The sequence below is a fragment of the Providencia sp. PROV_01 genome (genome assembly GCF_053098325.1).
Genome location: NZ_JBRFKD010000002.1, coordinates 1,295,810 through 1,320,106 on the forward strand (window position 1 = coordinate 1,295,810; position 24,297 = coordinate 1,320,106).

At 40.7% G+C, this 24,297-nt stretch carries 21 protein-coding genes and 1 pseudogene; 15 read left to right on the forward strand and 7 right to left on the reverse strand.

The genetic code is table 11. From position 1 onward, the window contains the following. Positions 1–35 precede the first annotated feature (35 nt). Both ACU696_RS06515 and ACU696_RS06520 read right to left on the reverse strand, forming a co-directional pair. Positions 36–680, reverse strand: coding sequence for a DsbA family protein (locus ACU696_RS06515; RefSeq protein ID WP_004914127.1), 645 nt, complete (start codon positions 678–680; stop codon positions 36–38). 172 nt (positions 681–852) lie between these two features. Further along, the gene (locus tag ACU696_RS06520; protein WP_209102213.1) at positions 853–1,725 is read right to left on the reverse strand and encodes an MBL fold metallo-hydrolase; all 873 of its coding nucleotides are present in this window, start codon (positions 1,723–1,725) and stop codon (positions 853–855) included. Between the two features lie 132 nt (positions 1,726–1,857). On the opposite strand from ACU696_RS06520, the gene ACU696_RS06525 reads away from it, so the two are divergent. Further along, positions 1,858–2,778: a LysR family transcriptional regulator gene (locus ACU696_RS06525; RefSeq protein WP_117162822.1), complete on the forward strand. Its 921-nt coding sequence runs from the start codon at positions 1,858–1,860 to the stop codon at positions 2,776–2,778. On the opposite strand, the gene ACU696_RS06530 is transcribed toward ACU696_RS06525, so the two are convergent. Next, the gene (locus ACU696_RS06530) at positions 2,752–3,687 is read right to left on the reverse strand and encodes a LysR family transcriptional regulator (RefSeq protein WP_109911967.1); all 936 of its coding nucleotides are present in this window, start codon (positions 3,685–3,687) and stop codon (positions 2,752–2,754) included. The two genes, ACU696_RS06525 and ACU696_RS06530, sit on opposite strands and share 27 nt — an antisense overlap. Positions 3,688–3,813: 126 nt before the next feature. On the opposite strand from ACU696_RS06530, the gene lysA reads away from it, so the two are divergent. Both lysA and ACU696_RS06540 read left to right on the forward strand, forming a co-directional pair. Then, positions 3,814–5,073 (forward strand): diaminopimelate decarboxylase, encoded by a 1,260-nt coding sequence (lysA, locus tag ACU696_RS06535; protein WP_109911968.1) that lies wholly within the window; start codon positions 3,814–3,816, stop codon positions 5,071–5,073. Between the two features lie 152 nt (positions 5,074–5,225). Then, positions 5,226–6,089 carry a hypothetical protein gene (locus ACU696_RS06540; protein ID WP_245211131.1) on the forward strand — a complete coding sequence of 288 codons (864 nt, stop codon included), beginning with the start codon at positions 5,226–5,228 and terminating at the stop codon, positions 6,087–6,089. 55 nt (positions 6,090–6,144) lie between these two features. On the opposite strand, the gene fadE is transcribed toward ACU696_RS06540, so the two are convergent. Then, on the reverse strand, positions 6,145–8,610 hold the full coding sequence (gene fadE / locus ACU696_RS06545) for an acyl-CoA dehydrogenase FadE (RefSeq protein WP_447343051.1): 2,466 nt from the start codon (positions 8,608–8,610) through the stop codon (positions 6,145–6,147). Positions 8,611–9,000: 390 nt separating this feature from the next. Between fadE and lpcA the strand changes: the two genes are divergently transcribed. Next, positions 9,001–9,579: a D-sedoheptulose 7-phosphate isomerase gene (lpcA, locus tag ACU696_RS06550; RefSeq protein WP_004914109.1), complete on the forward strand. Its 579-nt coding sequence runs from the start codon at positions 9,001–9,003 to the stop codon at positions 9,577–9,579. A gap of 28 nt (positions 9,580–9,607) precedes the next feature. Next, positions 9,608–10,365 (forward strand): annotated as a pseudogene (locus ACU696_RS06555) (class II glutamine amidotransferase). Here ACU696_RS06555 and ACU696_RS06560 read toward each other — a convergent pair. After that, positions 10,336–11,073: a L,D-transpeptidase family protein gene (locus ACU696_RS06560; RefSeq protein WP_109911969.1), complete on the reverse strand. Its 738-nt coding sequence runs from the start codon at positions 11,071–11,073 to the stop codon at positions 10,336–10,338. The pseudogene ACU696_RS06555 and the gene ACU696_RS06560 sit on opposite strands and share 30 nt — an antisense overlap. Before the next feature lie 416 nt (positions 11,074–11,489). On the opposite strand from ACU696_RS06560, the gene ACU696_RS06565 reads away from it, so the two are divergent. From ACU696_RS06565 to nqrM, 8 genes are all read left to right on the forward strand, one after another. Next, positions 11,490–12,833: a Na(+)-translocating NADH-quinone reductase subunit A gene (locus tag ACU696_RS06565; protein ID WP_109911970.1), complete on the forward strand. Its 1,344-nt coding sequence runs from the start codon at positions 11,490–11,492 to the stop codon at positions 12,831–12,833. Between the two features lie 4 nt (positions 12,834–12,837). Further along, entirely contained in the window at positions 12,838–14,076 is a 1,239-nt protein-coding gene (locus ACU696_RS06570; RefSeq protein WP_004914105.1) for an NADH:ubiquinone reductase (Na(+)-transporting) subunit B, read from the forward strand. After that, positions 14,069–14,863: a Na(+)-translocating NADH-quinone reductase subunit C gene (locus ACU696_RS06575; RefSeq protein ID WP_004914104.1), complete on the forward strand. Its 795-nt coding sequence runs from the start codon at positions 14,069–14,071 to the stop codon at positions 14,861–14,863. Before ACU696_RS06570 ends, ACU696_RS06575 begins: the two co-directional genes overlap by 8 nt. Continuing rightward, a complete protein-coding gene (locus ACU696_RS06580; protein WP_004914102.1) occupies positions 14,856–15,485 on the forward strand; it encodes an NADH:ubiquinone reductase (Na(+)-transporting) subunit D in 630 nt (209 codons plus the stop codon). Before ACU696_RS06575 ends, ACU696_RS06580 begins: the two co-directional genes overlap by 8 nt. A gap of 4 nt (positions 15,486–15,489) precedes the next feature. Then, a complete protein-coding gene (gene nqrE, locus ACU696_RS06585) occupies positions 15,490–16,086 on the forward strand; it encodes an NADH:ubiquinone reductase (Na(+)-transporting) subunit E (RefSeq protein WP_004914100.1) in 597 nt (198 codons plus the stop codon). A 15-nt stretch (positions 16,087–16,101) separates the two neighbouring features. Then, positions 16,102–17,328 (forward strand): NADH:ubiquinone reductase (Na(+)-transporting) subunit F, encoded by a 1,227-nt coding sequence (gene nqrF, locus ACU696_RS06590; RefSeq protein WP_004914098.1) that lies wholly within the window; start codon positions 16,102–16,104, stop codon positions 17,326–17,328. A gap of 240 nt (positions 17,329–17,568) precedes the next feature. Then, a complete protein-coding gene (locus tag ACU696_RS06595) occupies positions 17,569–18,600 on the forward strand; it encodes an FAD:protein FMN transferase (RefSeq protein ID WP_042851653.1) in 1,032 nt (343 codons plus the stop codon). A 17-nt stretch (positions 18,601–18,617) separates the two neighbouring features. Further along, positions 18,618–18,845: a (Na+)-NQR maturation NqrM gene (gene nqrM, locus ACU696_RS06600; protein ID WP_004914094.1), complete on the forward strand. Its 228-nt coding sequence runs from the start codon at positions 18,618–18,620 to the stop codon at positions 18,843–18,845. A 637-nt stretch (positions 18,846–19,482) separates the two neighbouring features. On the opposite strand, the gene ACU696_RS06605 is transcribed toward nqrM, so the two are convergent. Next, positions 19,483–20,397 (reverse strand): glycerophosphodiester phosphodiesterase family protein, encoded by a 915-nt coding sequence (locus ACU696_RS06605; protein WP_110732235.1) that lies wholly within the window; start codon positions 20,395–20,397, stop codon positions 19,483–19,485. A gap of 284 nt (positions 20,398–20,681) precedes the next feature. Here ACU696_RS06605 and dinB point away from each other — a divergent pair, with 284 nt between their 5' ends. Continuing rightward, positions 20,682–21,737: a DNA polymerase IV gene (dinB, locus tag ACU696_RS06610; protein ID WP_004914090.1), complete on the forward strand. Its 1,056-nt coding sequence runs from the start codon at positions 20,682–20,684 to the stop codon at positions 21,735–21,737. 43 nt (positions 21,738–21,780) lie between these two features. Here the strand turns inward: dinB and pepD are convergent, their stop codons facing one another. After that, positions 21,781–23,241 carry a beta-Ala-His dipeptidase gene (gene pepD, locus ACU696_RS06615; protein WP_109911973.1) on the reverse strand — a complete coding sequence of 487 codons (1,461 nt, stop codon included), beginning with the start codon at positions 23,239–23,241 and terminating at the stop codon, positions 21,781–21,783. Between the two features lie 437 nt (positions 23,242–23,678). On the opposite strand from pepD, the gene gpt reads away from it, so the two are divergent. Further along, positions 23,679–24,143 carry a xanthine phosphoribosyltransferase gene (gene gpt, locus ACU696_RS06620; protein WP_004914086.1) on the forward strand — a complete coding sequence of 155 codons (465 nt, stop codon included), beginning with the start codon at positions 23,679–23,681 and terminating at the stop codon, positions 24,141–24,143. Positions 24,144–24,297 lie beyond the last annotated feature (154 nt).

Here is a 24,297-nt window from a genome sequence, read left to right on the forward strand (position 1 = left end):
ATAATTGAAAGGTGGCTTATTAAAAAGGGTGATTATTAAGACGCTGCGGTTACCAAAGAATCTAAAAATTGCTGCCATTTACTCGGCTCACCGAGGTAATTCTGTAATGGAACTCGTAACCATTTCCCCTGTTGTTGTATTAACAGAGTTGGAAAACCGGATGCACCTGACTGCGCTAACAGAGCCTTACTTGTTTCAATGTGGGCCGCAGTTTCATGTTGCTCACACTCACTGTAGTCGGACACATACTGGGTTACATCGAGGCCAATTTCTTTGGCGAGCTCAAGAAGTACCGCGGTATCTTTAATATGGCGTCCTGAAATGTAGTGTGTTTTTTGAATGGCTTTAAGCATCTCAAAGCCTTTGCCTTGCTTGGTTGCCGCTAATATAGCGGTTTGCGGTGGTGTTGAGTCCATAACCAAATTAGGTTCGTGTAGCATTTTTATATAGTCATCGCCAAATACTTGCCCTGTCATGGATGCAATGCGCTTATCAGCTTGCAGAATATATTGGCGAAAATTATCATCTAAATGTAGGCGTGCATTGCCAGCTAACATACCACCACCATGCATTTCAATGTTGATACTTGGGTGTTGGTTGGCAATTTCGATTAAAGGCGCAGCGGCATAGCACCAGCCGCAATAAGGGTCATAAATATAGTGTAGGGTGATGTTGCTCATAATCGTTCTCTCTATTTGATCTTTTTAAGTAATTTGAGTTAAGTTGTATCATTATCATCAAAAAATTAATACCACTATCATTCGGTGAAATCAGCCAAATTGCTTTTAGTCATTCAGTGAGTTGCTACGGAACATACCGCGCAAAATGGCTGCAATAGTGAGTATCACTTGGTTATTGAGGCCACTGCATTTCGCCTTTAACAACTTTTGCACTAAGTTCTAAACTTGATTTGTCATCCAATTGTGGATATTTTACCGCAATTTTTTGGATGAGTTCATCTGAGTTTTTACTTGTTTTTGCTGCATTTTCAAAATCTTGTAAGTATTTTTGAGTAAAAGAAACCGTGCTTGTATCTAATTTAGATGCTCCCGTAAAGTGACCGGGAACAACGGTTATTGGGTTCAGTGCTTTGATGTCTTTTAATGTTTGCTGCCAATTTTTACGTGACTCTTCTGTTTGTGTATCTGCTACCCAAACATGAATATTGTCAGAAACAATAACGCCCCCTACAACGGCTTTTAATGATGGAACCCAGACATAAGTTCTATCTGGTGATGCGCTATCAAGGCCTTTAATTTCAAGTCGTTCACCATCAACTGTGAAGCTATCTCCTTTAATGACCTCAGGGACGATAATATGGGCAGGTGCTTCATCTTTTAATACACCACCCCAGTAAGCCAGTTTGCCATCTTTAGTTGCTTTAATGGCTTCAACTGTGTTTGCTGTCGCGACCACTTTAGCTTCAGGGAAGGCGTTTGTTAGGGTATCGAGCCCAAAATAGTAATCTGGATCTGAGTGGCTAATATAAATCGTGGTTAATTTCTTGTTGAGCTTTTTAATTTTATCAACCAATTGTTGTGCATCATTTTTTTGAAATTGTGCGTCAATTAACACCACTTCACTTGAACCGCTAATAATTTCAGAGGAAACCGGAAATACGCTGTTATTTCCAGGATTATAAACATCTAATGTTAGTGTTTCAGCTTGGGTCATATTTATCGTAGTAGCGAATAACGCGATTGCAGCTAATAAGGTAAATTTCATTTTGTATCCTAAAATAAAGTTATACAGGAAAGCTTGTTTTTTGCATGGCGTGTATATTAAATTGCAATGATAAGATGAAAAACCCCATAATTAGGTGTTGTTTGTTGCACAATTCGGTCAAATGAGAGTGGTATGGATAGATTAAAGGCAGCAGAAGTATTTATTACTATCGTTGAACAAGGCAGCCTAAGTGGAGCAGCAGAAAAATTAGAGATGTCGAGAGCGATGGTGACTCGCTATTTGTCGGAAATGGAACAATGGGCGGGAGTGCGTTTATTAAATCGTACCACGCGGAAATTAAGTTTAACTTCAGCGGGGGAAGGGGTATATCAACAATCTTTGCAACTTAATGCTATTTCCCAAATGGTCCCTGTGCAGCAAGAGCTTGATGCAAAAGCATTATCCGGTTTAGTGCGCATTAGTTGCTCACAATCTATTGCCCAAAGTGCACTTTCTGTGGCTATTGCTGAGTTTATGAAACTCTATCCGAATATGGCTATAGATATGCAAATATCGAATAAATCAGTTAATTTAATAGAGGAACGAATTGACTTGGCTATCCGTATTACTAATCAGCTGGAGCCGAGTTTAATCGCAAAACCATTGTCAACTTGCCATTCTGTCATTTGTGCTTCACCTGATTTTTTAAAAGGGAAAAAATATCCCGAAAAACCAGAAGATTTAGTTTTACTCGATTGCTTAACCTACAATTTTTTTGGTCGTAGCTTATGGGTCTTTGAAAAGGCAGGTATGCAGCATAGTGTATTGGTTGATGGGCGATTAAGTGCGAATGAATCCGTATTTCTCGCTGAGGCAACATTGCAGGGCGCGGGTATCTCTATGCAACCATATTATTCTGTTGCTGATCATTTGGCCTCAGGGGCGTTAGTTCAACTATTACCTGAATATACGCCAATGCCTCTAGGTATTTACGCTGTGTATACGAGTCGGCAAAAAATGCCAACTGCATTGAGGGTGGTGATTGATTATCTCGCTAATTGGTTTGTAACTTCACCTCACTGGCAGTTATTGATGCAACAGCGCGGAAATTAGCTGGGTTTTTATTTGATTAAAGTTATCCTCTAAATGTTGAGTAAAAATATTGGTCAATTGTGATGAAGGGCGGTGAATAGGTTTTATCAAGCTAACGGTAAAAGGAATGGAAAAGCTGAGTGGGCGCAGAGCCAACTTCCCAGCAGATTGTTGATGAAAATCTAATGCAGTTAAAGGGTTAACAATAGAAATCCCAATCCCTTTTAGTGCCATAGCGCAAATAGATGATGCTGAATGCGTCTCCATGACCATTTTGCGCTCGACATGGTGCTCCGCAAATGTTGAGTCAATCAACTGACGATAGCTGTCAGTTAATGATAGGCTAATAAAACGTTGGCCTTGAAAATCATTGGGGATTAGGACTTCTTTTTGGGCTAAAGGGTGGTTTGCGGGTAAGACACACACTTCATTTAAACTTCCCAGTGTTTGTTGTTCAGTGCCCGGAGGCATTTGCAAATGTTCTGTTAAACCGAAATCGTAACGCTGAGCGGACAACCATTCTTCAAGAACAGGAGACTCTTGCGGGATCACTGTGATGCTGACATCAGGGTAATTTTCCATAAACGATTGGCAAACATGGGGCAATAAAGATTGCGCGAAAGCAGGTAAACAGGTTATCGAGATTTGGGCATGTTCGAAGCGTCGGATAGTTTCCGCTGAGTTTTTAATGCGTTCCAAACCATAATAAGAGCGTTCGACTTCTTCAAGAAACCGTAATCCTTGTGCTGTTGGCTGTAGACGTCCTTTGACCCTATCGAATAACTTAAACTGTAAAAGGTATTCTAAGCGAGCAAGTTCACGGCTGATAGTTGGTTGTGAGGTGTTTAGCAGTGCAGCGGCTTCCGTCAGGTTGGGGGCTGTCATTACTGCACGGAATATTTCAATGTGCCGCCATGAAATGGCTTGCATAGGAAGTCCTTAAATAAAGTCTATATCAAATATGAATAGACTTTAGCAAAATAGATATTTTTTTTCCCGTATTATTCTTTGAATAATAGCTTTTAATATAATAAAAACTTGCAAACGAGAAAGACAATGACTTCATTCGCAACGACAACAAGCCAATATTTAACATCTGAATATTTACGTGTATTACCTGAGCAGTATGGTAGCCCTGTTTGGGTTTATGATAGCGCGGTGATTATTGAGCGTATCAAGCAATTACAAGTTTTTGATACTGTCCGCTTTGCACAAAAAGCATGTTCGAATATTCATATTCTGCGCTTAATGAAACAACAAGGCGTTAAAGTCGATTCTGTTTCTTTAGGGGAAATAGAACGTGCGCTGGTGGCAGGGTTCCAGCCTGGACGTGAGAACTCAGAAATCGTATTTACAGCAGATGTGCTCGATAGAGCCACATTAGCGAAAGTGACTGAGCTAGATATCCCTGTGAATGCAGGCTCTATTGACATGCTTGAGCAAATTGGCGAACAAAAAGCTGGCCATCCTGTTTGGTTACGCATCAATCCAGGTTTTGGTCACGGCCATAGCCAAAAAACCAATACTGGTGGTGAAAATAGTAAGCACGGTATTTGGCATGAAGATTTACCTGCAGCGTTAGAGAAAATTCGCCATTACAATTTATCGCTAGTTGGTATCCATATGCATATTGGCTCAGGGGTTGACTATCAACATCTTGCCGATGTGTGTGATTCTATGGTGGCGTTAGTCACAACCGCAGGGGTTGACCTTCATGCCATTTCAGCAGGCGGTGGGTTATCAACCCCTTATCGTGAAGGTGATGAATTAATCGATGTACCGCATTATTACAGCTTATGGGATAACGCTCGCCAACGCATCGAACAACACTTAGGGCACAAAATTGAACTTGAAATAGAACCCGGCCGCTATTTAGTTGCTGAGTCTGGGGTACTATTAGCAGAAGTGCGAGCTGTTAAAGATATGGGTAGTCGCCACTATGTGCTTGTAGACAGTGGTTTTAATGACCTAATGCGTCCAGCGATGTATGGCAGTTATCACCATATTTCGGTATTACCGATGGATGGACGTAACCTTGATGGGGCCCAACTAAAAGACACAATTGTTGCTGGCCCACTGTGTGAATCAGGAGATGTATTTACCCAGTTAGAGGGCGGTTTAGTGGTAACCCGCGCTTTACCCGAGGTGAAAGTTGGCGATTTTCTGGTTTTTCATGACACTGGCGCTTACGGTGCATCCATGTCATCAAACTACAATAGCCGTCCATTATTGCCGGAAGTGATGTTTGTTGATGGTAAGCCACAATTGATTCGCCGCCGCCAAACGATTGAAGAGCTATTGGCTCTGGAGCTGTAAGTCTTCCTTTCATTATAGATAACTGCATCTTACTCATAGGGCTATTATTGTAAGATGCGGTTATTCTGATTCACCACATCTATATTCCCATGTACTTTACCTACCTTGTATAAATTCTACGCAACATAATAAAAGCTAGAAGGTAAAAATCAGTGCAAAAAGTGATGAGGGTTCTTCGTAAACTGTATAAGTACGAAAATAGCCAATATGACGTTGGTCGTGAGGTTTCTGTTTATAGTCAAAGTACACTGTCAGCCAAAGAACAATTGGAACTCGCTCGAATTAATTGGCAAGTGAATCACATTGAGTCTTTCAATGACCATGCTGATATTATGCACAAGTTCAACAGTTTAAAAAAAGAGGAAAAACTCAGCCAAGAGCGCTGTTTTGATACTTTTATTGCAGGTGTTGGCGGAAGTTATTTACGAGGACGTTCAGTGCTAGGTGCTTTTCATAAGCTCCAAAATATACAGATTCATGACTATATAGAAAAACCACAATTAGCCTGTTGCTGGGTATGCAGTGATTCCAATCGAAAAATTCACATCAACGATAGTTACTTTCAATATTGCTTGTATTACGGAAATTCCTATACAGGTAATACCTCATATGCTTATTTAAATTTAAAACACTTACTTAATGTTGAGCCAGTACAACCGCTTGGGGACGATAAAATTAAATTTAACCAGTTATTGGATTTATTTCGTTCTGCTAAGGATGATGAAACCCCCGGCCATTTTGAAAAGCGTTTGGCTGAAGCCAAAATAATCCCGGGTAATAAATATACACATAGAGGGGTTTTACAATCTTTAGCATTGATCGGTGTGATACCAAATCAGTTTATTCCTTTATCATTAGCGTCGAGGGTTAATTTTGGTGACCTTGTGAGTACTGAGTCCCAGTTAAACAATACTAAAGGTCGCTCAGATATGGAGATGCCATGGGCTGGCTGGAAGGGGCATTTAGGTATTGATGAAGACAAAGTAGCCGAATATTTCAGTGATTATTTGCTTTAAATCTAAATGACAAAGGGAACTCTTGAGTTCCCTTTGATTTACTAGCTAAAATTAATCAAGCCGCTTTCTTTTTCTTACTAGTTTCTTCATTTGAAGGTTCATCTGGTGACTTTTTTGTCGGAAGTACACCCAAATCATCAAACTCAAACTCATCGACGTTAATCGTCCGTAACCGGCTTGCTTCTGCTTTACGCAAGATACCAGCTTCTTCTTGCGTAATTACGTTTTCAGGAAGTAGTTGGTCAGCAAGTTTATCTAAGCGAGTAAAGCTGAGTTTACGCTCTTTTAAGCGGCAGATACGTTCGAAAATAGGTTCAGCAGCAATGATATCGAGCAGAGCTTGGTTTACAAGGCCATGAGGGTTGTTTTCCGTAGGTGTTAAATACTGCCCACGGCCCAACCTATCACGTGTTTCTGATGGTTCCATCAGGATTTGAGCCAGTTTATGGTCTAGTCGGTCTGATGGTGTTGACATCGCTCGGCCAGTAGGGAATAGGGTGATGCGCATTACCCCCGCAACCAACTTGTTAGGGAAGTTTTTCAGGAGATCATCCATCGCTTTTTCTGATTGATATAAACAATCTTCAACCGCCCATTTCACTAATGGTAAGTCTGCTTTTTGGCGACCTTCATCTTCATAACGTTTTAAGGTTGCAGATGCGAGATACAAGTTGCTTAAAATATCCCCTAAGCGAGCAGAGATACGTTCGCGGCGTTTCAAGCTACCCCCTAACACACCCATGGCAACATCGGATAGTAATGCTAAGTTGGCACTTTGGCGGTTTAGCATTTGATAGTAACGGCGCGTTTCATCTTTGGTTGGTGCATGACTTCCGCGACCATTGGTTAAACCAAGCCAGAAGCTACGGAATTGATTACTAACCACATGACCTATATGCCCAAATACGGCTTTATCGAATTTATGTAAGTTATTATCTTGTGCTGCGGCCATTTCTTCTAATACGAATGGATGGCAACGGATAGCCCCTTGACCGAAGATGATCATACTGCGGGTTAGGATATTTGCCCCTTCAACCGTAATGGCGATAGGTGCGCCTTGGTAAGCTCTGGCAACAAAGTTTGAATCCCCAAGACAGATGCCTTTACCACCCGTAATATCCATGGCATCAATAATGGCGCGCTGGCCACGGTGTGTACAGTGGTATTTAACAATAGCGGATAAAACGGCAGGTTTCTCACCTAACATAATTCCAGAGGTGATGAGAGTTGCTGCTGCGTCCATCAGATAGGTATTACCTGCGATGCGAGCTAGTGGTTCTTCAATACCTTCCATTTTACCAATTGGTAATTTGAATTGACGGCGAATATAAGAGTAAGCCCCTGTCGCGATAGCAATACTCTTCAAACTACCAGTTGAGTTCGATGGTAATGTAATACCACGACCGACAGAAAGACACTCAACCAACATTCTCCAGCCTTGGCCTGCCATTTTTGGCCCACCGATAATGTAATCGATTGGAACAAAAATATCTTTTCCGCGTGTAGGACCATTCATAAATGGAATATTTAGTGGGAAGTGGCGATGACCAATTTCAACGCCAGGGGTATTGGTTGGAATTAGTGCACAGGTGATACCAAGGTTTTTCTCGCCACCTAATAGTTTATCAGGGTCTGAAAGTTTGAATGCGAGGCCTAATACAGTGGCAATTGGTGCCAAAGTAATATAGCGTTTGTTCCATGTTAAGCGCATTCCTAATACTTGCTCGCCTTGCCATTCACCCATACAAACGACACCTGAATCTGGGATAGCACCAGCATCGGAACCTGCCTCAGGGCTGGTTAATGCAAAGCACGGAATTTCTTCACCCGTAGCTAAGCCTGGTAAATAGCGTTGTTTTTGTTCATCAGTGCCGTAATGCTGCAGTAATTCACCCGGACCTAATGAATTGGGTACCCCTACAGTGATAGCAAGAATACCGGAGACACCAGCGAGCTTTTGTAGAACCTGAGATTGCGCATAAGCAGAAAACTCTAAGCCACCGTATTCTTTTTTGATGATCATCGCGAAGAAGCGGTGATCACGCAGGTATTGCCACACTTCAGGTGTTAGATCTGCCAGTTCATGGCTCACTTCGAAGTCGTTGACCATGCCACAAACGGTTTCAACAGGCCCATCAATAAAAGCTTGTTCTTCTGCGGTTAGCTGTGGTTTTGGATAGTTATGCAATTTATTCCAATCTGGCGCTCCGCGGAAAAGGTCGCCTTCCCACCACGTTGTTCCTGCGTCAATGGCTTCCTTTTCTGTGCTCGACATAGGAGGCATGACTTTTTGGAACATTTTCATCGCGCGGATAGAGAAAAGCGATTGGCGTACAGGAGTGAAGACAAAAGGAAATAATACCAAGGCAACTGGCAGTAACATCCAGTAGCTCCAAATATCGATGACTCCCATAACCGCGGTATAAGCCAATAATAATACTGAGCTAAAAACCAAAGATGTTTTGTGATAACAAAGTACGCCTATTAAGGCGAGAAATAACACGATGCTGAGAAGGATCATAGCGAAGCTCCTGTCTACTTGTAAGAGGTCTGACCTGTTTGTTGCTTTAATCTATACCCATTAATAAAGAATTAGCAATATATTTACATCCTAATTACAACTTAGCTCACAAAAACGTCATATAAAGGAAAATATCGTAGTAATTTGTATTATTGGCTCTATGAAAAGTCAGGTTATTAGCTATGAGTCACGATGAATTTTGTCGGTAGGATCAAGACAGCGCAATCAAAAGTAGAAACAAAATTATCCCTGTGCAACAATCTGACTATTAAAGATTAATTACTGATATCTATCTGAGTTTTGCCATGGAGCGCCATTTTTCTTTTAGGATAATTTGAATCTGAATTAATCGTGTTTTTTATAACGTATTCTTAATTAAGAGGAAATCTCATGTATCAAGACCTAATCCGCGGTGAGCTGACAGAAGCGGCCGAGACGTTATCGAATTTCCTTAGCGATGACGCCAATATTGCTGCTATCCAACAGGCTGCCGTTTTACTGGCTGACTCTTTTAAAGCGGGTGGCAAAGTATTATCTTGTGGTAATGGGGGCTCTCACTGTGATGCAATGCATTTCGCTGAAGAATTAACAGGGCGTTACCGCGAAAACCGTCCGGGCTATCCTGCGATTGCAATCTCAGATGTGAGTCATTTATCTTGCGTGAGTAATGACTTCGGTTATGAGTATGTTTTCTCACGTTTTATTGAAGCCGTTGGCATGAAAGGCGATGTTTTACTTGGAATTTCTACCTCGGGCAATTCTGGAAACATTATTAAAGCGATTGCAGCTGCGCGTGAAAAAGGCATGAAAGTCATCACATTAACAGGTAAAGATGGCGGGAAAATGGCTGGAACTGCGGATATTGAAATTCGTGTCCCACACTTTGGTTATGCCGACCGTATTCAAGAAATTCATATTAAAGTTATTCATATCTTAATTCAGTTAATTGAAAAAGAGATGGTGAAATAACGTTATTACTGTTTCAGGAGTTTTTTAAATGTGCGAGTTACTTGGCATGAGTGCCAATGTTCCAACTGATATTTCGTTTAGCCTCAGTGGGTTGATTTCCCGAGGAGGTCAAACGGGCCCACATAAAGATGGCTGGGGAATCACCTTTTATGAGGGGCTCGGGTGTCGCACATTTAAAGATCCTCAACCTAGTTTTTTATCACCTGTCGCTCGCTTTGTGCAGGAATACCCGATTAAATCAGAAAGTATTGTTGCTCATATTCGCCAAGCAAACCGAGGGGATGTGTCGTTAGTGAACACTCACCCCTTTACACGGGAGCTATGGGGGCGTAATTGGACTTATGCGCACAATGGGCAGTTAAAAGGCTATCGTACACTAAAAACTGGGCGCTATTGCCCGATAGGTGAAACCGATAGCGAATGGGCATTTTGTTGGATACTTCATCAACTTAGTGAAAAGTATCCACGTAGGCCATCGAATTGGAAAAGTGTGTTCCGTTTTATTGCGACACTAGCTGACCAATTGCGTCATAAAGGCGTATTTAATATGTTGCTGTCCGATGGGCAATATATGATGGCCTTTAGCTCGACGAATTTACATTGGCGGCACCGTTTGGTAAAGCAAAATTACTTGACCAAGATATTGAAATCGATTTCGAACAGTGTACGACACCTACTGATGTGGTCTCTGTGATCGCAACGCAACCACTCACGGGCAACGAAAACTGGCAGCGAATTGACCCAGGCAATTTTGTCTTATTCTATCTTGGTGAGCGCATATTGTGATTTAGACCCTAACAATTTTGTTGGGGTCTCAGCTTGGTCAATAACCGCATATTTACCTAAAGAGACTGACACCTCAGCAGGCCTTCCTGTGCGGTTGAAATACTCATAGGCCGGTTGTAATTGTTTCCAAAAAGCATAGTGGCTGGAATTGCGATAGCGCAGCATATTTTCATTTGTCATTTTAAATGGATAAATGCTGACATTAATGACGGACTGTCCACTGAGTAAGGCTGTTTCTACTGTTTGGTAAATCTCACCCATATATTTGTCCGTCATGGCATAACATCCCACAGAAACGCAACTGCCATGGATCATAAGATAGCTGCCACTATAACCTTGTGCTTTATCAAACTCATTAGGAAAACCAATATTGATAGATCGGTAATACCGACTATTAGGATTGAGCTGTTCGGCAGTAATTTGATAAAATCCTTCTGGACTTTTCAGGTCACCTTCAATTTTTTTGGGGCCTAGCCCGCCAGAAAACTTACAAATTGGGTAAGTTTTCGACAGTTTATATTTTCCTGATGGCGTTTTTTGGTAGAGTTCTAATAAACCTTCTTGCTTAAATATTTGAATAAAAATAGATGAGTTTGGGCTATCCGATACGTTATTATTAAGTAGAAATGAATAGTTACTTGCCTGAATAACAGGAGAATATATGAGTACAAATAAGAAAATTGCACTAAAAAATTTACTTAATTTCATATCTAAGCCATATCAAGAAAATGTTATTGAATAAAAAGAGTACATATTTTATGCATTCTAGACGAGTAAATCGAAAATTAATATAGTTTGTTAATAGTTTTTAAATGAACCTTTATTGTTTAAATAATGAACAATGATCGATAAATGTGAGCTTAAATATCGATAATATCGAATTGTTAACAAAAAAATTTAAATATTAATGCAATTTGCTTGAACTATGTCACTTCTATAGCCGGACATAGAGAGTGGGAACTGATAAAATTATGGTTGGCAGAAGATAAAATTTAGTAACAATTATGTGAGAATACCTGCTTAAGTGATGCCTATTGCTTGAGCTATTTTTTATTTAATGAGTCGCTATCATTCATTGCTGAATCGTTAGCTTAGGGTTTAACTGATAAACTTGTGCAGATCTTATGATTAAAATTAAAAAAGGCCTCAACCTTCCTATTGCAGGTGAGCCAGCCCAAGTGATAGAAGACGGCCCGAAAATTCAACACGTAGCTGTGCTAGGTGAGGAATATGTCGGAATGCGTCCTTCGATGCTGGTTAAAGAAGGTGAGCGTGTAGTTAAAGGACAGGTTCTTTTTGAAGATAAAAAGAACCCAGGGGTTTTATTTACAAGCCCAGCCTGCGGTAAAATTGTTGCTATTCATCGTGGTGAGCGTCGTGTGCTTCAATCTGTTGTCATCGAAATAGATGGTGATGAACAAGAAACTTTTGCAGCTTATACTCGTGATGAGCTATCTACATTAACGCAACAGCAAGTCGAAGAAAACTTGATAAAATCGGGTTTGTGGACTTCTTTAAGAACGCGTCCATTTAGCCGTTCTCCACAACCAGGTTCTTCACCTATCGCTATTTTTGTCACTGCAATGGATACCAATCCACTTGCAGCGGATCCTATTTTAGTTATTCAAGAGCAAGAACAAGCATTTAACGATGGGCTTTTGGTTCTAAGCCGTTTAACAGAAGGTAAAATCCATGTTTGTCATGGAGAGGGAGACTTACCGAAGAATACGGCTCATAACCAAATTTCTTATACCCAATTTATAGGGCCGCATCCTGCAGGTTTAGTGGGAACTCATATTCATTTCTTGGAACCCGTTAGCATCAAGAAAAAAGTTTGGAGCCTTAATTACCAAGACGTTATTGCTATTGGTAAGCTATTTGTTACGGGTCACCTATATACAGACCGCGTGATTTCATTAGCAGGGCCACAAGTTGAAAAGCCTCGTCTTCTGCGTACTCGTCTAGGTGCTGATTTATATGAATTAACACAAGGTCAGCTTAAAGCGGGTGAAAATCGTATTATTTCTGGTTCAGTCCTTTGGGGCGTGACATGTGATGATACTCATCACTATCTTGGTCGTTTTCACAATCAAGTTTCAGTGTTAGCCGAAGGTCGCAATAAAGAGTTATTTGGCTGGATTATGCCTGGTGTTAATAAGTTTACGATTACGCGTACCACAATCGGGCACTTCCTGAAAAATAAACGTTTTAATTTCACAACGACAATGAACGGCGGTGAGCGTTCGATGGTACCAATTGGTAATTACGAGCGAGTCATGCCTCTCGATATCATGGTCACTCATTTGTTGCGCGATCTCCTCGCTGGAGACACTGATACATCACAAGAATTGGGCTGTTTAGAGTTGGACGAAGAAGATCTAGGTTTATGTACCTATGTTTGCCCAGCGAAATATGAATATGGTCCAGTGCTACGTGATGTTCTGACCAAGATTGAGCTAGAAGGGTGATTCCATGGGTCTGAAAAATTTATTTGAAAAGTATGAGCACCATTTTGAGCCCGGTGGAAAGTTAGAAAAATACTATGCGTTATTTGAAGCAGTTTCGACTGTTTTTTATACGCCGGGTACGGTAACAAAAGGGCGTTCTCATGTCAGGGATACCATCGATCTGAAACGTATGATGATATTGGTGTGGCTAGCGGTTTTCCCAGCGATGTTCTGGGGAATGTATAACGTTGGTAACCAAGCCATCCCAGCTTTGCACCAATTATATAGCGGGGCGGAGTTACAGCAAGTTCTCGCGAGTGATTGGCATTATAGCTTAGCACAGTTTCTAGGTGCATCACTTTCGATGGATGCAGGGTGGGGAAGTAAAATGCTGCTAGGTGCGGTGTATTTCCTTCCTATTTATGCTGTCGTTTTCTTAGTCGGTGGTTTCTGGGAAGTTTTATTCGCCATGATCCGCGGCCATGAAATTAACGAAGGCTTCTTTATTACCTCGATTTTATTTGCCTTGATTGTGCCACCAACCATTCCTTTATGGCAGGCTGCATTAGGTATCACTTTCGGGGTTGTTGTTGCGAAAGAAATTTTTGGCGGTACTGGGCGTAACTTCTTAAACCCAGCATTAGCTGGCCGTGCTTTCTTATTCTTTGCTTATCCTGCTCAAATATCAGGTGACTTAGTTTGGACTGCAGCAGATGGCTTCTCTGGTGCGACACCATTATCACAATGGGCAACCGGTGGTGAGCATGCCCTAATGAACACGGTGACTCATGAACCTATTACTTGGATGCAAGCCTTTTTAGGTAATATGCCAGGTTCAATTGGTGAAGTGTCAACACTGATGTTGTTTATTGGTGGTGCTCTTATCATGTTCTTCCGTATCGCATCATGGCGTATTGTTGCTGGCGTGATGGTTGGCATGATTGCAATGTCCTACCTATTCAATGCTATTGGCTCTGATACTAACCCGTTATTTGCCATGCCATGGTGGTGGCACATGGTACTTGGTGGCTTCGCATTCGGTATGATTTTTATGGCGACAGACCCGGTATCAGCGTCTTTCACAGACAAAGGTAAATGGGCGTACGGCATTCTGATCGGTGTAATGTGTGTTCTTATCAGGGTTGTTAACCCAGCTTATCCAGAAGGGATGATGCTGGCGATCCTATTCGCCAACCTGTTTGCTCCTCTGTTTGACTATCTGGTCGTTCAAGCAAATATTAAGCGGAGAAAAGCTCGTGGCTAATGAAAAACCAATGAATAACGATAGCGTCGGCAGAACATTTCTAGTTGTTTTTATTCTTTGTCTAGTTTGCTCTATTGTCGTCGCAGGGGCTGCAGTTGGTCTAAAACCACAGCAGCAAGAACAGATTCAGTTAGATACTCAACGTAATATTTTAAGTGTTGCTGGCTTGCTGCAACCTAAAATGACCGCTGAGGAAGTTCAAGATGTATATAAGGATCGTATCGAACCTAAACTTTTGAATTTTAAAACTAATGAATTATCTGATAGCACTAGCCGTTATGACTTAAATAGCGAGCTACGCAGCGAAGAAACGAGTATTGCACTCTCTCCTGCAGAAGATATTGCAAAAATTCGCCGTCGTGCCAATAGCGCTGAAATCTATTTAGTTAAAGATGAAGCTGGAAAAGTATCACAAATTATTTTACCTGTTTACGGCTCTGGTTTGTGGTCTGTCATGTATGCCTTTATTGCGGTAGATGTAGATGGTGTCACCTCTCGTGGTATTACTTACTATGCACATGGCGAAACACCAGGGCTGGGCGGTGAGGTTGATAACCCTCAGTGGAAAGCCCAATGGCCAGGTAAAAAACTGTTCAATGAGCAGGGGGTTCCGGCAATTAAAATAGTGCGCGGTGGTGCGACAGATAACCCATTCGGTATCGACGGCCTTTCAGGTGCGACTCTAACATCAAACGGAATCCAGCATATGTTTGATTTCTGGTTAGGGGATAACGGTTTTGGTCCGTTCCTGAAAAAAGTACGTGAAGGAGCGCTGAATAATGGCTGATTCAAAAGAAGTAAAACGCGTCCTACTTGGACCGTTATTGGATAACAACCCAATTGCTTTACAGGTATTAGGGGTTTGTTCTGCACTGGCAGTGACAACGAAGTTAGAAACAGCACTCGTTATGACGATTGCTGTAACCTTAGTGACGGCATTTTCTAACTTCTTTATTTCACTCATCAGGAATTATATTCCGAGCAGCGTACGTATTATCGTTCAAATGGCAATCATTGCTTCTTTAGTTATTGTGGTTGACCAAATTTTACGTGCATATGCCTATGAAATATCAAAACAACTTTCTGTATTTGTTGGCTTGATTATTACTAACTGTATCGTAATGGGGCGTGCTGAAGCTTATGCAATGAAAGCACCACCAATTGAAAGCTTCATGGACGGTATTGGTAATGGTCTAGGTTACGGTGTGATCCTTGTTTTAGTCGGCTTTTTACGTGAGTTATTTGGTTCCGGCAAATTGTTTGGTATCACAGTTTTTGAATCACTACAAACCGGTGGTTGGTACATGCCAAATGGCCTGTTCCTCCTCGCGCCAAGTGCATTCTTTATCATCGGTATGCTGATTTGGGGGTTACGTACCCTGAAACCAGCTCAGGTAGAGAAGGACTAATCACATGGAACACTATATTAGCCTGTTTGTTAAAGCCATTTTTATTGAAAATATGGCATTAGCATTTTTCTTGGGAATGTGTACCTTCCTTGCGGTATCGAAGAATGTAAAAACTGCTTTTGGACTGGGTATCGCTGTAACGGTAGTTCTTGGGATTTCTGTCCCAGCTAATAACTTGGTATACAACTTAGTATTGCGTGATGGTGCGATTGCTGAAGGTATCGACTTATCCTTCTTGAACTTCATCACGTTTATCGGTGTTATTGCCGCGTTAGTTCAGATCCTTGAAATGATTTTAGATCGCTACTTCCCATCACTGTATAACGCGTTAGGTATCTTTTTGCCATTGATTACCGTTAACTGTGCCATTTTTGGTGGTGTTTCTTTCATGGCGCAACGTGACTATAACTTTAGCGAATCGGTCGTATATGGGTTCGGTTCGGGGATCGGTTGGATGCTCGCAATCGTATTGATGGCAGCTATTCGAGAGAAGATGAAGTACTCAGATATTCCATCGGGTCTAAAAGGGTTAGGTATCACCTTTGTGACAACCGGTTTAATGGCATTGGGCTTTATGTCCTTCTCCGGTGTGCAGCTATAAAGGCGAGAAGAATTCATGGAAATTATTATTTTAGGTGTCGTGATGTTTACCCTGATTGTCTTGGTGCTGACAGGCTTAATCCTGTTTGCAAAATCCAAGCTAGTCAACACAGGGAACATCAAAGTTGAAGTTAATGGCGATCCAGACAAAAGTTTTGAAGCTCCTGCGGGTGACAAGCTATTAGGCATGTTATCAAACCAAGGTATTTTTGTTTCATCAGCGTGCGGTGGTGGTGGCTCTTGTGGTCAGTGCCGTGTGAAAATCAAAGAAGGCGGTGGTGATATTCTGCCTACTGAGCTTTCTCACATTAACAAACGTGAAGCAAAAGAAGGCTGCCGGTTAGCGTGTCAGGTCAACGTTAAGCAAGATTTAAAAATTGAGCTTCCAGAAGAAATATTTGGCGTGAAAAAATGGGAGTGTGAAGTTATTTCTAATGATAACAAAGCCACTTTCATTAAAGAGCTGAAATTGAAAATTCCAGAAGGAGAGGTCGTTCCTTTCCGTGCGGGTGGCTTTATTCAGATTGAATGCCCGGCACATGTTGTCAAATATGAAGATTTTGATGTACCAGAAGAGTACCGTGAAGATTGGGATAAATTTAACCTATTCCGTTATGTGTCTGAGGTTAAAGAGCCAACTGTTCGCGCCTATTCCATGGCAAACTACCCGGAAGAGCATGGTATTATCATGCTAAACGTGCGTATTGCTACACCACCACCTCGTAATCCGGATGTTCCACCAGGAATTATGTCCTCTTATATTTGGTCATTAAAGCCAGGGGATAAAGTGACTATTTCTGGGCCGTTTGGTGAGTTTTTCGCTAAAGAAACGGAAGCTGAAATGGTGTTTATCGGTGGTGGTGCGGGTATGGCACCAATGCGTTCTCATATATTCGACCAACTGCGCCGCTTAGATTCTAAACGTAAGATTAGTTTCTGGTATGGTGCACGTTCTGTCCGTGAGATGTTCTACACCGAAGATTTTGACCAACTCGCTGCAGAACATGAAAACTTTACATGGAATGTAGCACTTTCTGACCCTATGCCTGAAGATAATTGGAATGGTTATACTGGCTTCATCCATAATGTCTTATATGAAAACTACTTGAAAGATCATCCAGCACCGGAAGATTGTGAGTTCTACATGTGTGGTCCTCCAATGATGAATGCTGCCGTGATCAAAATGTTGAAAGACCTCGGAGTTGAAGATGAAAATATCTTATTGGATGACTTCGGTGGTTAAGCAACTTAGCTGATTTTATTAGACTAATCAAAGTCAGTAGACAGTAACACTTTAAAGAGGGAAAATATTTTCCCTCTTTGTGATTTTAGTAAATCTATTAAGCGCTAATTAGTTAACGGTTAATAGGTAGGTTTATGATTATTTTGACTGGAACATTCTCTGCATGGGTGACGATGTAAAGTGTGTTAATAGTCTGGGCGGCCTTAACAAAATGCGCTCATGATTGACGCGGAGAAAATTATGCTAAGTAAAAGAATTTATACCTCGGTACTGCTATTTGTTGCAGCACTGTTTCTTACTGCCTGTGGTGGACCTGAACAACAGAATCTTCAGGGGCAAACAATGGGTACGTATTATTCGGTTAAATATGTCACAGATTCTTCGGAGCCAAAGCCTGAAGCAATTCAAGCCGAAATAGATAAACGTTTGGAAGAAGTTAACGACCAAATGTCAACATATCGCCCAGACTCAGAATTAAGTCGTTTTAATCAGTTTAAAGAAGTCAATACACCGTTCCCTGTTTCTGCAGCAACGGCAACTGTAGTTAAAAAAGCCATTGAAATTAATAAGCTGACAGATGGTTCATTAGATGTAACGGTTGGGCCTTTAGTTAATTTATGGGGGTTTGGCCCTGAAGGAAGAGTCACTAAAGCACCTTCGGATGAAGAATTGGCTAAGCGCAGAGCATGGGTTGGTATCGAAAAACTCGCTGTTCAAGATAATAACTTAATTAAAACAATCCCTGAGCTATATGTCGATCTTTCCTCCATTGCGAAAGGTTATGGTGTCGACGTTGTTGCTGAATATTTAGAATCATTAGGTATCAATAATTATATGGTTGATATTGGTGGTGAAGTGCGTACGAAAGGAACAAATGGTAAAGAAGTGCCATGGCGTATCGCAATAGAAAAACCCGCATCGGATGGTGTCAGCCAAACAGCACAAGAGATTATTGAACCAGGTGACCGCTCTATCGCTACATCAGGGGACTACCGTAATTACTTCGAGCAAGATGGCGTTCGTTTTTCTCATACGATAGACCCAAAAACAGGAAAACCAATCACACATAATTTAGTCTCTATTACAGTAATTGCAGAAAATTGCATGAGTGCTGATGGCTTATCTACAGGACTAAATGTTTTAGGGCCTGAAGTTGGCTTTGCTTTAGCTGAAAAAATGAATATTCCTGTTTTTATGATTGTTAAGACAGATAAAGGTTTTGAAGAGCGCTATACTAAGGCATTCGAACCATTTTTAACCAAAAAACAGTAGTTGTAGGAGGATAAAAAATGCTGAATATTTTTATTGCAGCCTTTGCACTGTTTTTGCTGGCCTTTTTAGGTATGTCACTTGGGTATATTATTAAACGTAAGAGTATCCAAGGTAGCTGCGGCGGGTTAAGCAGTATTGGTGTTGAAAAGGTGTGTGATTGCCCTGAGCCTTGTGATGCACGTAAAAAACGTATGGCGCGTGAAGAAGCCCGTCAAAAATTACTGGATAAAAACCGTATTATTTGAATAGTAATATTTAACGGTTCTATAACTAGTAATGAGCCGGAGATGTCTAAATATAGTTATTAGACATCTCCAAATATTACTTTCCCGTTATACAGTCTAAATTAATTGCATTTTCTTAGCACATGAAACAGAGACAGGGTAATTAACATGCATGCTTTTTGTCTCACCATCAAATCTAATCGTGACCTTTCCATTATCATTGTTGTTAATTTGGCAAGGTAAAAAATCACCACTACTCTACAGTTCATTACTTTTCGTAGTAATTTTAGCTTTCCAAGCACTTTTACCTGTTGTTGAGTAAGGGAATGAATTTACGTTAGAGCTAGATGTGGCATGTGCTAGATTATAAAATATAAACACATTATCATAGGGGTTATCACTATTATGATAATGTATTTCAACTTTCCTTAATGTTTCATTCCAATAATTCTCGACAATCATTGTTCCAATATTTGACATATAAAACCTTTTTTAAATTATTTTAAATAGAATTTTTGTGATGGATTAAATATATCAAGTTTTCTATAGCAGTAAATTAAGAACAATTATTATTAATTGATGAAAAGAATGTTTTTAAGATGTGATTTAATTCCTAAGCTATTATTAAAGTAATAATAGCTTAGGTGATGTTATTAGATTATTTTTTAAATGCTTTTGGGGAATCAACCATTACAGCATCAACACCAATTTCTTTTGCGAGTTGGTAGTCACTGTCATTATTAACACCAAAGACAATGATATAGGCATTGCCATTTTTTCTAAAACAGTCAATGGCTTCTTTATCCCATGAAAGGGTTGCTGGCGAGCGTGCTTCGCCTAAAGTATATTTTTCGACCACTTCAACTTTACGATGTAGTTCAAAGCCATACCAGCGAGTTGTTGTTTTGTCATTTTCTATTGAACATTGATGGTTCATCACAACATTTGCCAACAGGGTGCGAGTCTCATCACGACTTTCAAATAATGGGATCTTTGGAGAAAGGGATTTGAGTGCTTTTAAAAATTCATCATTAGTGGAATAAAAACGTACTTGGTTAAATGCATTAGTTTTATCTAAGAGAGCTAAAATCGCCTTTGCTTGAATATCAGGGTTGGCGTCAGGGGATTTTAAATCTACGTAGAAAGTTGTGTCTGGGTATTTTTGCAGAATATTTTCTAGTGTAGTGATAGTTGTTTTTTGTAAGGGGAATTGCTGATTATGTTTTTGACTAAACTTATAAGCAGCATTGACATGATTGAGTTGTTCTACTGTATAAGCAGATACGTTACCTTTTTTGTCCGTCAATGAATCTAGATCACTCGGACGATATAGGACTAATTGATTATCTTTACTAAGTTGAACGGTAAGCCAAATAGCATCGGCATTATTTTGCTTGGCTAAATCAATGGCATAAATTGTGTTTTCTGGTGCATCTGCTGTTCCTGCACGGTGAGCTACAATTTTAGGGGATAGTGCTAAATTAGGGGAAAGTGCGAAAACTGTTTGGCTAGCAAGCAGCATAATGAGAGGAGCCATAAATTTAACATATTTTGATGTTGATATAATTGCCATAGAGATGATCCATAAATAGTTTTTCAAGATATTGTTGTTGGTAAAACAACTCTTTTTATTACTTTTTTGTTTAAAAGTAAGTAGTAATACTTATTTTTAAGACAAACTTTAAGCCGAATCTAGAGTTGGATAGCTTGGCAGATGATTATTGCAATAATATGAATTACCTAATTATCATGGAGTTAGCTTTTTCATTCGTCAATTTTATGGTGATGTGACAATAATTGCATGGCTAATAAAAATACTGTATATTTAATCAGGTGTTTAATTGGCAGAGTTAACCCGTGCGTAAAATTATTCATATTGATATGGACTGCTTTTATGCAGCGATCGAAATGCGTGACGACCCAAGCCTTCGTAATGTCCCCATTGCAGTGGGGGGAAGCGCAGATCGCCGAGGCGTTATTAGTACTGCAAATTATGAAGCCCGTCGCTACGGTGTTCACAGTGCGATGTCTACTGCGATTGCACTTAGGCTTTGCCCTCACTTGAAAGTGGTTCCTGGGCATATGGCACTTTACAAAGAAACCTCCCTGTATATTCGAAAAATATTTGCTCGCTATACTGACCTCATAGAACCACTTTCTCTTGATGAAGCTTATTTGGATGTCACTGATTGTACGCAATTACATGGCTCTGCAACGCTAATTGCTGAGGCCATTCGCCAGCAAATCTTTGATGAACTGCAATTAACCGCTTCAGCGGGGATAGCGCCAATAAAATTTTTGGCGAAAATAGCTTCAGATATGAATAAACCCAATGGCCAATTCGTGATCACGCCGCAAAATATGGATCAATTTATTCTTAGCTTGCCCCTTAAAAAAATTCCTGGCGTGGGTAAGGTAACCGCTCAGAAATTAGCGGATATGGGGTTACTCACTTGTGCTGACGTCCAAAAATATGATGTTGTTACATTGGTTAAAAGCATGGGTAAATTCGGGCAGGTACTTTGGGATCGATGCCATGGTATCGATGAGCGTGCTATTAACCCTGATAGACTCAGAAAGTCGGTAGGGGTTGAACGCACCCTTGCAGAAGATATATATCAATGGAGCGATTGTCTGCCTCTGCTTGATAAACTCTATGACGAACTACAATTACGTCTAGCGAAGGTAAAACCCGATCTGCGTATTGCTCGTCAAGGTGTAAAATTTAAATTTGCAGACTTTCAGCAAACAACACAAGAACACGTATACCCAATTCTCAATAAACAAGATTTAGTCCAGATAGCGAAACAAGTTTGGGATAATCGCCGCTTAGGGCGTGGTGTTCGGTTAGTTGGTTTGCATGTGATGCTGCAAAGCCCACAGCTTGAAAGGCAATTATTACTTGAATTATAAAAAACACCCATCGCATGATGGGTGTTTCATAACAATTAATTGCTTATTCTTTGACTGGAATTGCTTTTAAAACCGCAGTTAGTAATTTCCAATACTCTCCAACGCTTGCAATGTGTACACGTTCATCAGGGGAGTGTGCACCGCGAATAGTTGGCCCAATTGAAACCATATCCATGTCTGGGTAAGGTTTTTTGAATAGACCACACTCAAGGCCTGCGTGGATCACCATGACATTAGGGATTTTACCGAACAGCTTGTTGTAGGTATCGCTGACTAAATGCATTACTGGTGAGTCTGCATCTGGTTGCCAACCTGGGTAGCTACCTTCTGCACGGTATTGGGCTTGTGCTAATTTACTGATAGATGTCAACATGTTAACAACGTAGTTTTTGCCGCTATCGATAAGTGAACGAACAAGGAAGATAATTTCTGCTTTATCTTCAGTTAGTCGTACAACACCTTCGTTAAGTGAGGTTTCAACCACGCCAATGGCAACATCACTCATGCGGATCACACCGTTTGGCGCCGCATTTAAGAAGAAAACAAAACGTTTTTGGCAGTCATCAGAAAGTGCTTTTAATTCGCTTTGCGTTTCATCTAGTAGCAGAACAAGGTTAGGCTCAACGACGGCTAATTCATTTTTCAGAATATCTTCATAACGAGCTCTTAGGGCAGTTAACTCAGCGACTTTGTTCGCAGGAACGGCAATAATGGCGTAAGCTTCCCGAGGAATGGCGTTACGAACAGTACCACCTCTGAAATCTAATAGTTTTAGGTTTAAATCTTCTGCGTGGCCAGCTAGAAAACGTGCTAACAGCTTATTGGCATTACCTAAGCCTAAATGTACATCACCACCAGAGTGCCCACCTTTTAGGCCTTTTAGGGTCATTGTGAAGGTTTTATAGCCTTGTGGTAATGCTTCACGTGTCAGGTCAAACGTAGAGGTAAAGTCAACCCCACCAGCACAACCCATGTAAATTTCACCTTCTTCTTCTGAGTCGGTGTTAATCAGAATATCGGCTTGTAACCAGCCTGCTTTCAAGCCAAACGCACCTTCCATGCCGGCTTCTTCAGTCATGGTCAGAAGAACTTCCATTGGCCCATGCTCAACACTATCATCAGCAAGAACAGCCAACGCAGAAGCTAAGCCAATGCCGTTATCAGCACCTAAAGTGGTTCCTTCAGCGGTGACCCATTCACCATTAACATATGGACGAATTGGATCTGTTTTAAAGTCATGTACCGTGTCGTTATTTTTCTGTGGCACCATGTCTAAGTGAGCTTGTAAAACAACGCCTTTGCGGTTTTCATAACCAGGGGTTGCAGGTTTACGGATCAGAATATTACCCACTTCATCACGTTCAACGTGAAAGCCTTTTTGTTTTGACCAATCAACAATATGTGCGGCTAAGGCTTCTTCGTGGTATGAAGGGTGCGGGATAGAACAGATTTTCGCGAAGATGTCCCATAGTGGTTGGGGGGATAATGTAGCTAGCTCAGACACGTCTCTCTCCTTTTATTTTCCCTTTATATTTCAATCTGTAGCGTTGTTGGCTTCATTCATAAATCCCAGTCACATACTTATGTATGCTCCTAGGATTTACTCATTTGCCGCCTAGCTACAAATTGAACTATTTAGGGATAATATCCTGAATAACCCAGTAGGAGCTGATCGGCAACCAACGTTAATTTCAGCTTCAATTTTAAAAGGAATATTGCTGTAATTATGACCTAACAGCCTGAAGTTTCGAATTAAAGGCTGCCTCTTTTATAAACTCAGGATAACACTTTCTTTTGAGCAATGGACAGTGTAAATGATAATAATTAATGTCGAATGGTGCTTTTTACTGGTTTTTAACCGGCCAAATCACTATAATCTCGCGCAACCTTTTTTCCGCAAGACACATTTCAGATTTACTCAGCAGTCGGGACCCGAATTTTATGAGCGAAAAATATGTCGTAACGTGGGATATGTTGCAAATACATGCCCGTAAACTCGCACAACGTTTATTACCAGTAGAGCAATGGACCGGTATTATCGCGGTTAGCCGTGGTGGCCTTGTTCCTGGAGCACTTCTAGCACGCGAACTTGGTATTCGTAACGTTGACACCGTTTGTATTTCTAGCTATGACCATGACAACCAGCGCGAATTAACCGTGATTAAACGTGCTGAAGGTGATGGTGAAGGCTATATTGTCATTGATGATTTGGTGGATACAGGCGGCACAGCTCAAGCTATCCGTAACATGTACCCTAAAGCCCACTTTGTTACTATTTTTGCAAAACCTGCAGGGCGTCCATTAGTGGATGACTACGTAGTTGATATTCCACAAGACACATGGATCGAACAGCCATGGGATATGGGCGTCGTTTTTGTTAAACCATTGTGTGAACAAGATAAATAAATCTGTGTTTTACGCGAGCTTTAGGTAAAAACATTGTAATTATAAAGTGTTATAGAATTTATTGATTGCAAAAACACATTAATACCTAAAATTTTTAAGCTAAACACGATATAATTTGGGGAGTGCATTTTTGCATTCCCTTTATTTTTGGCCA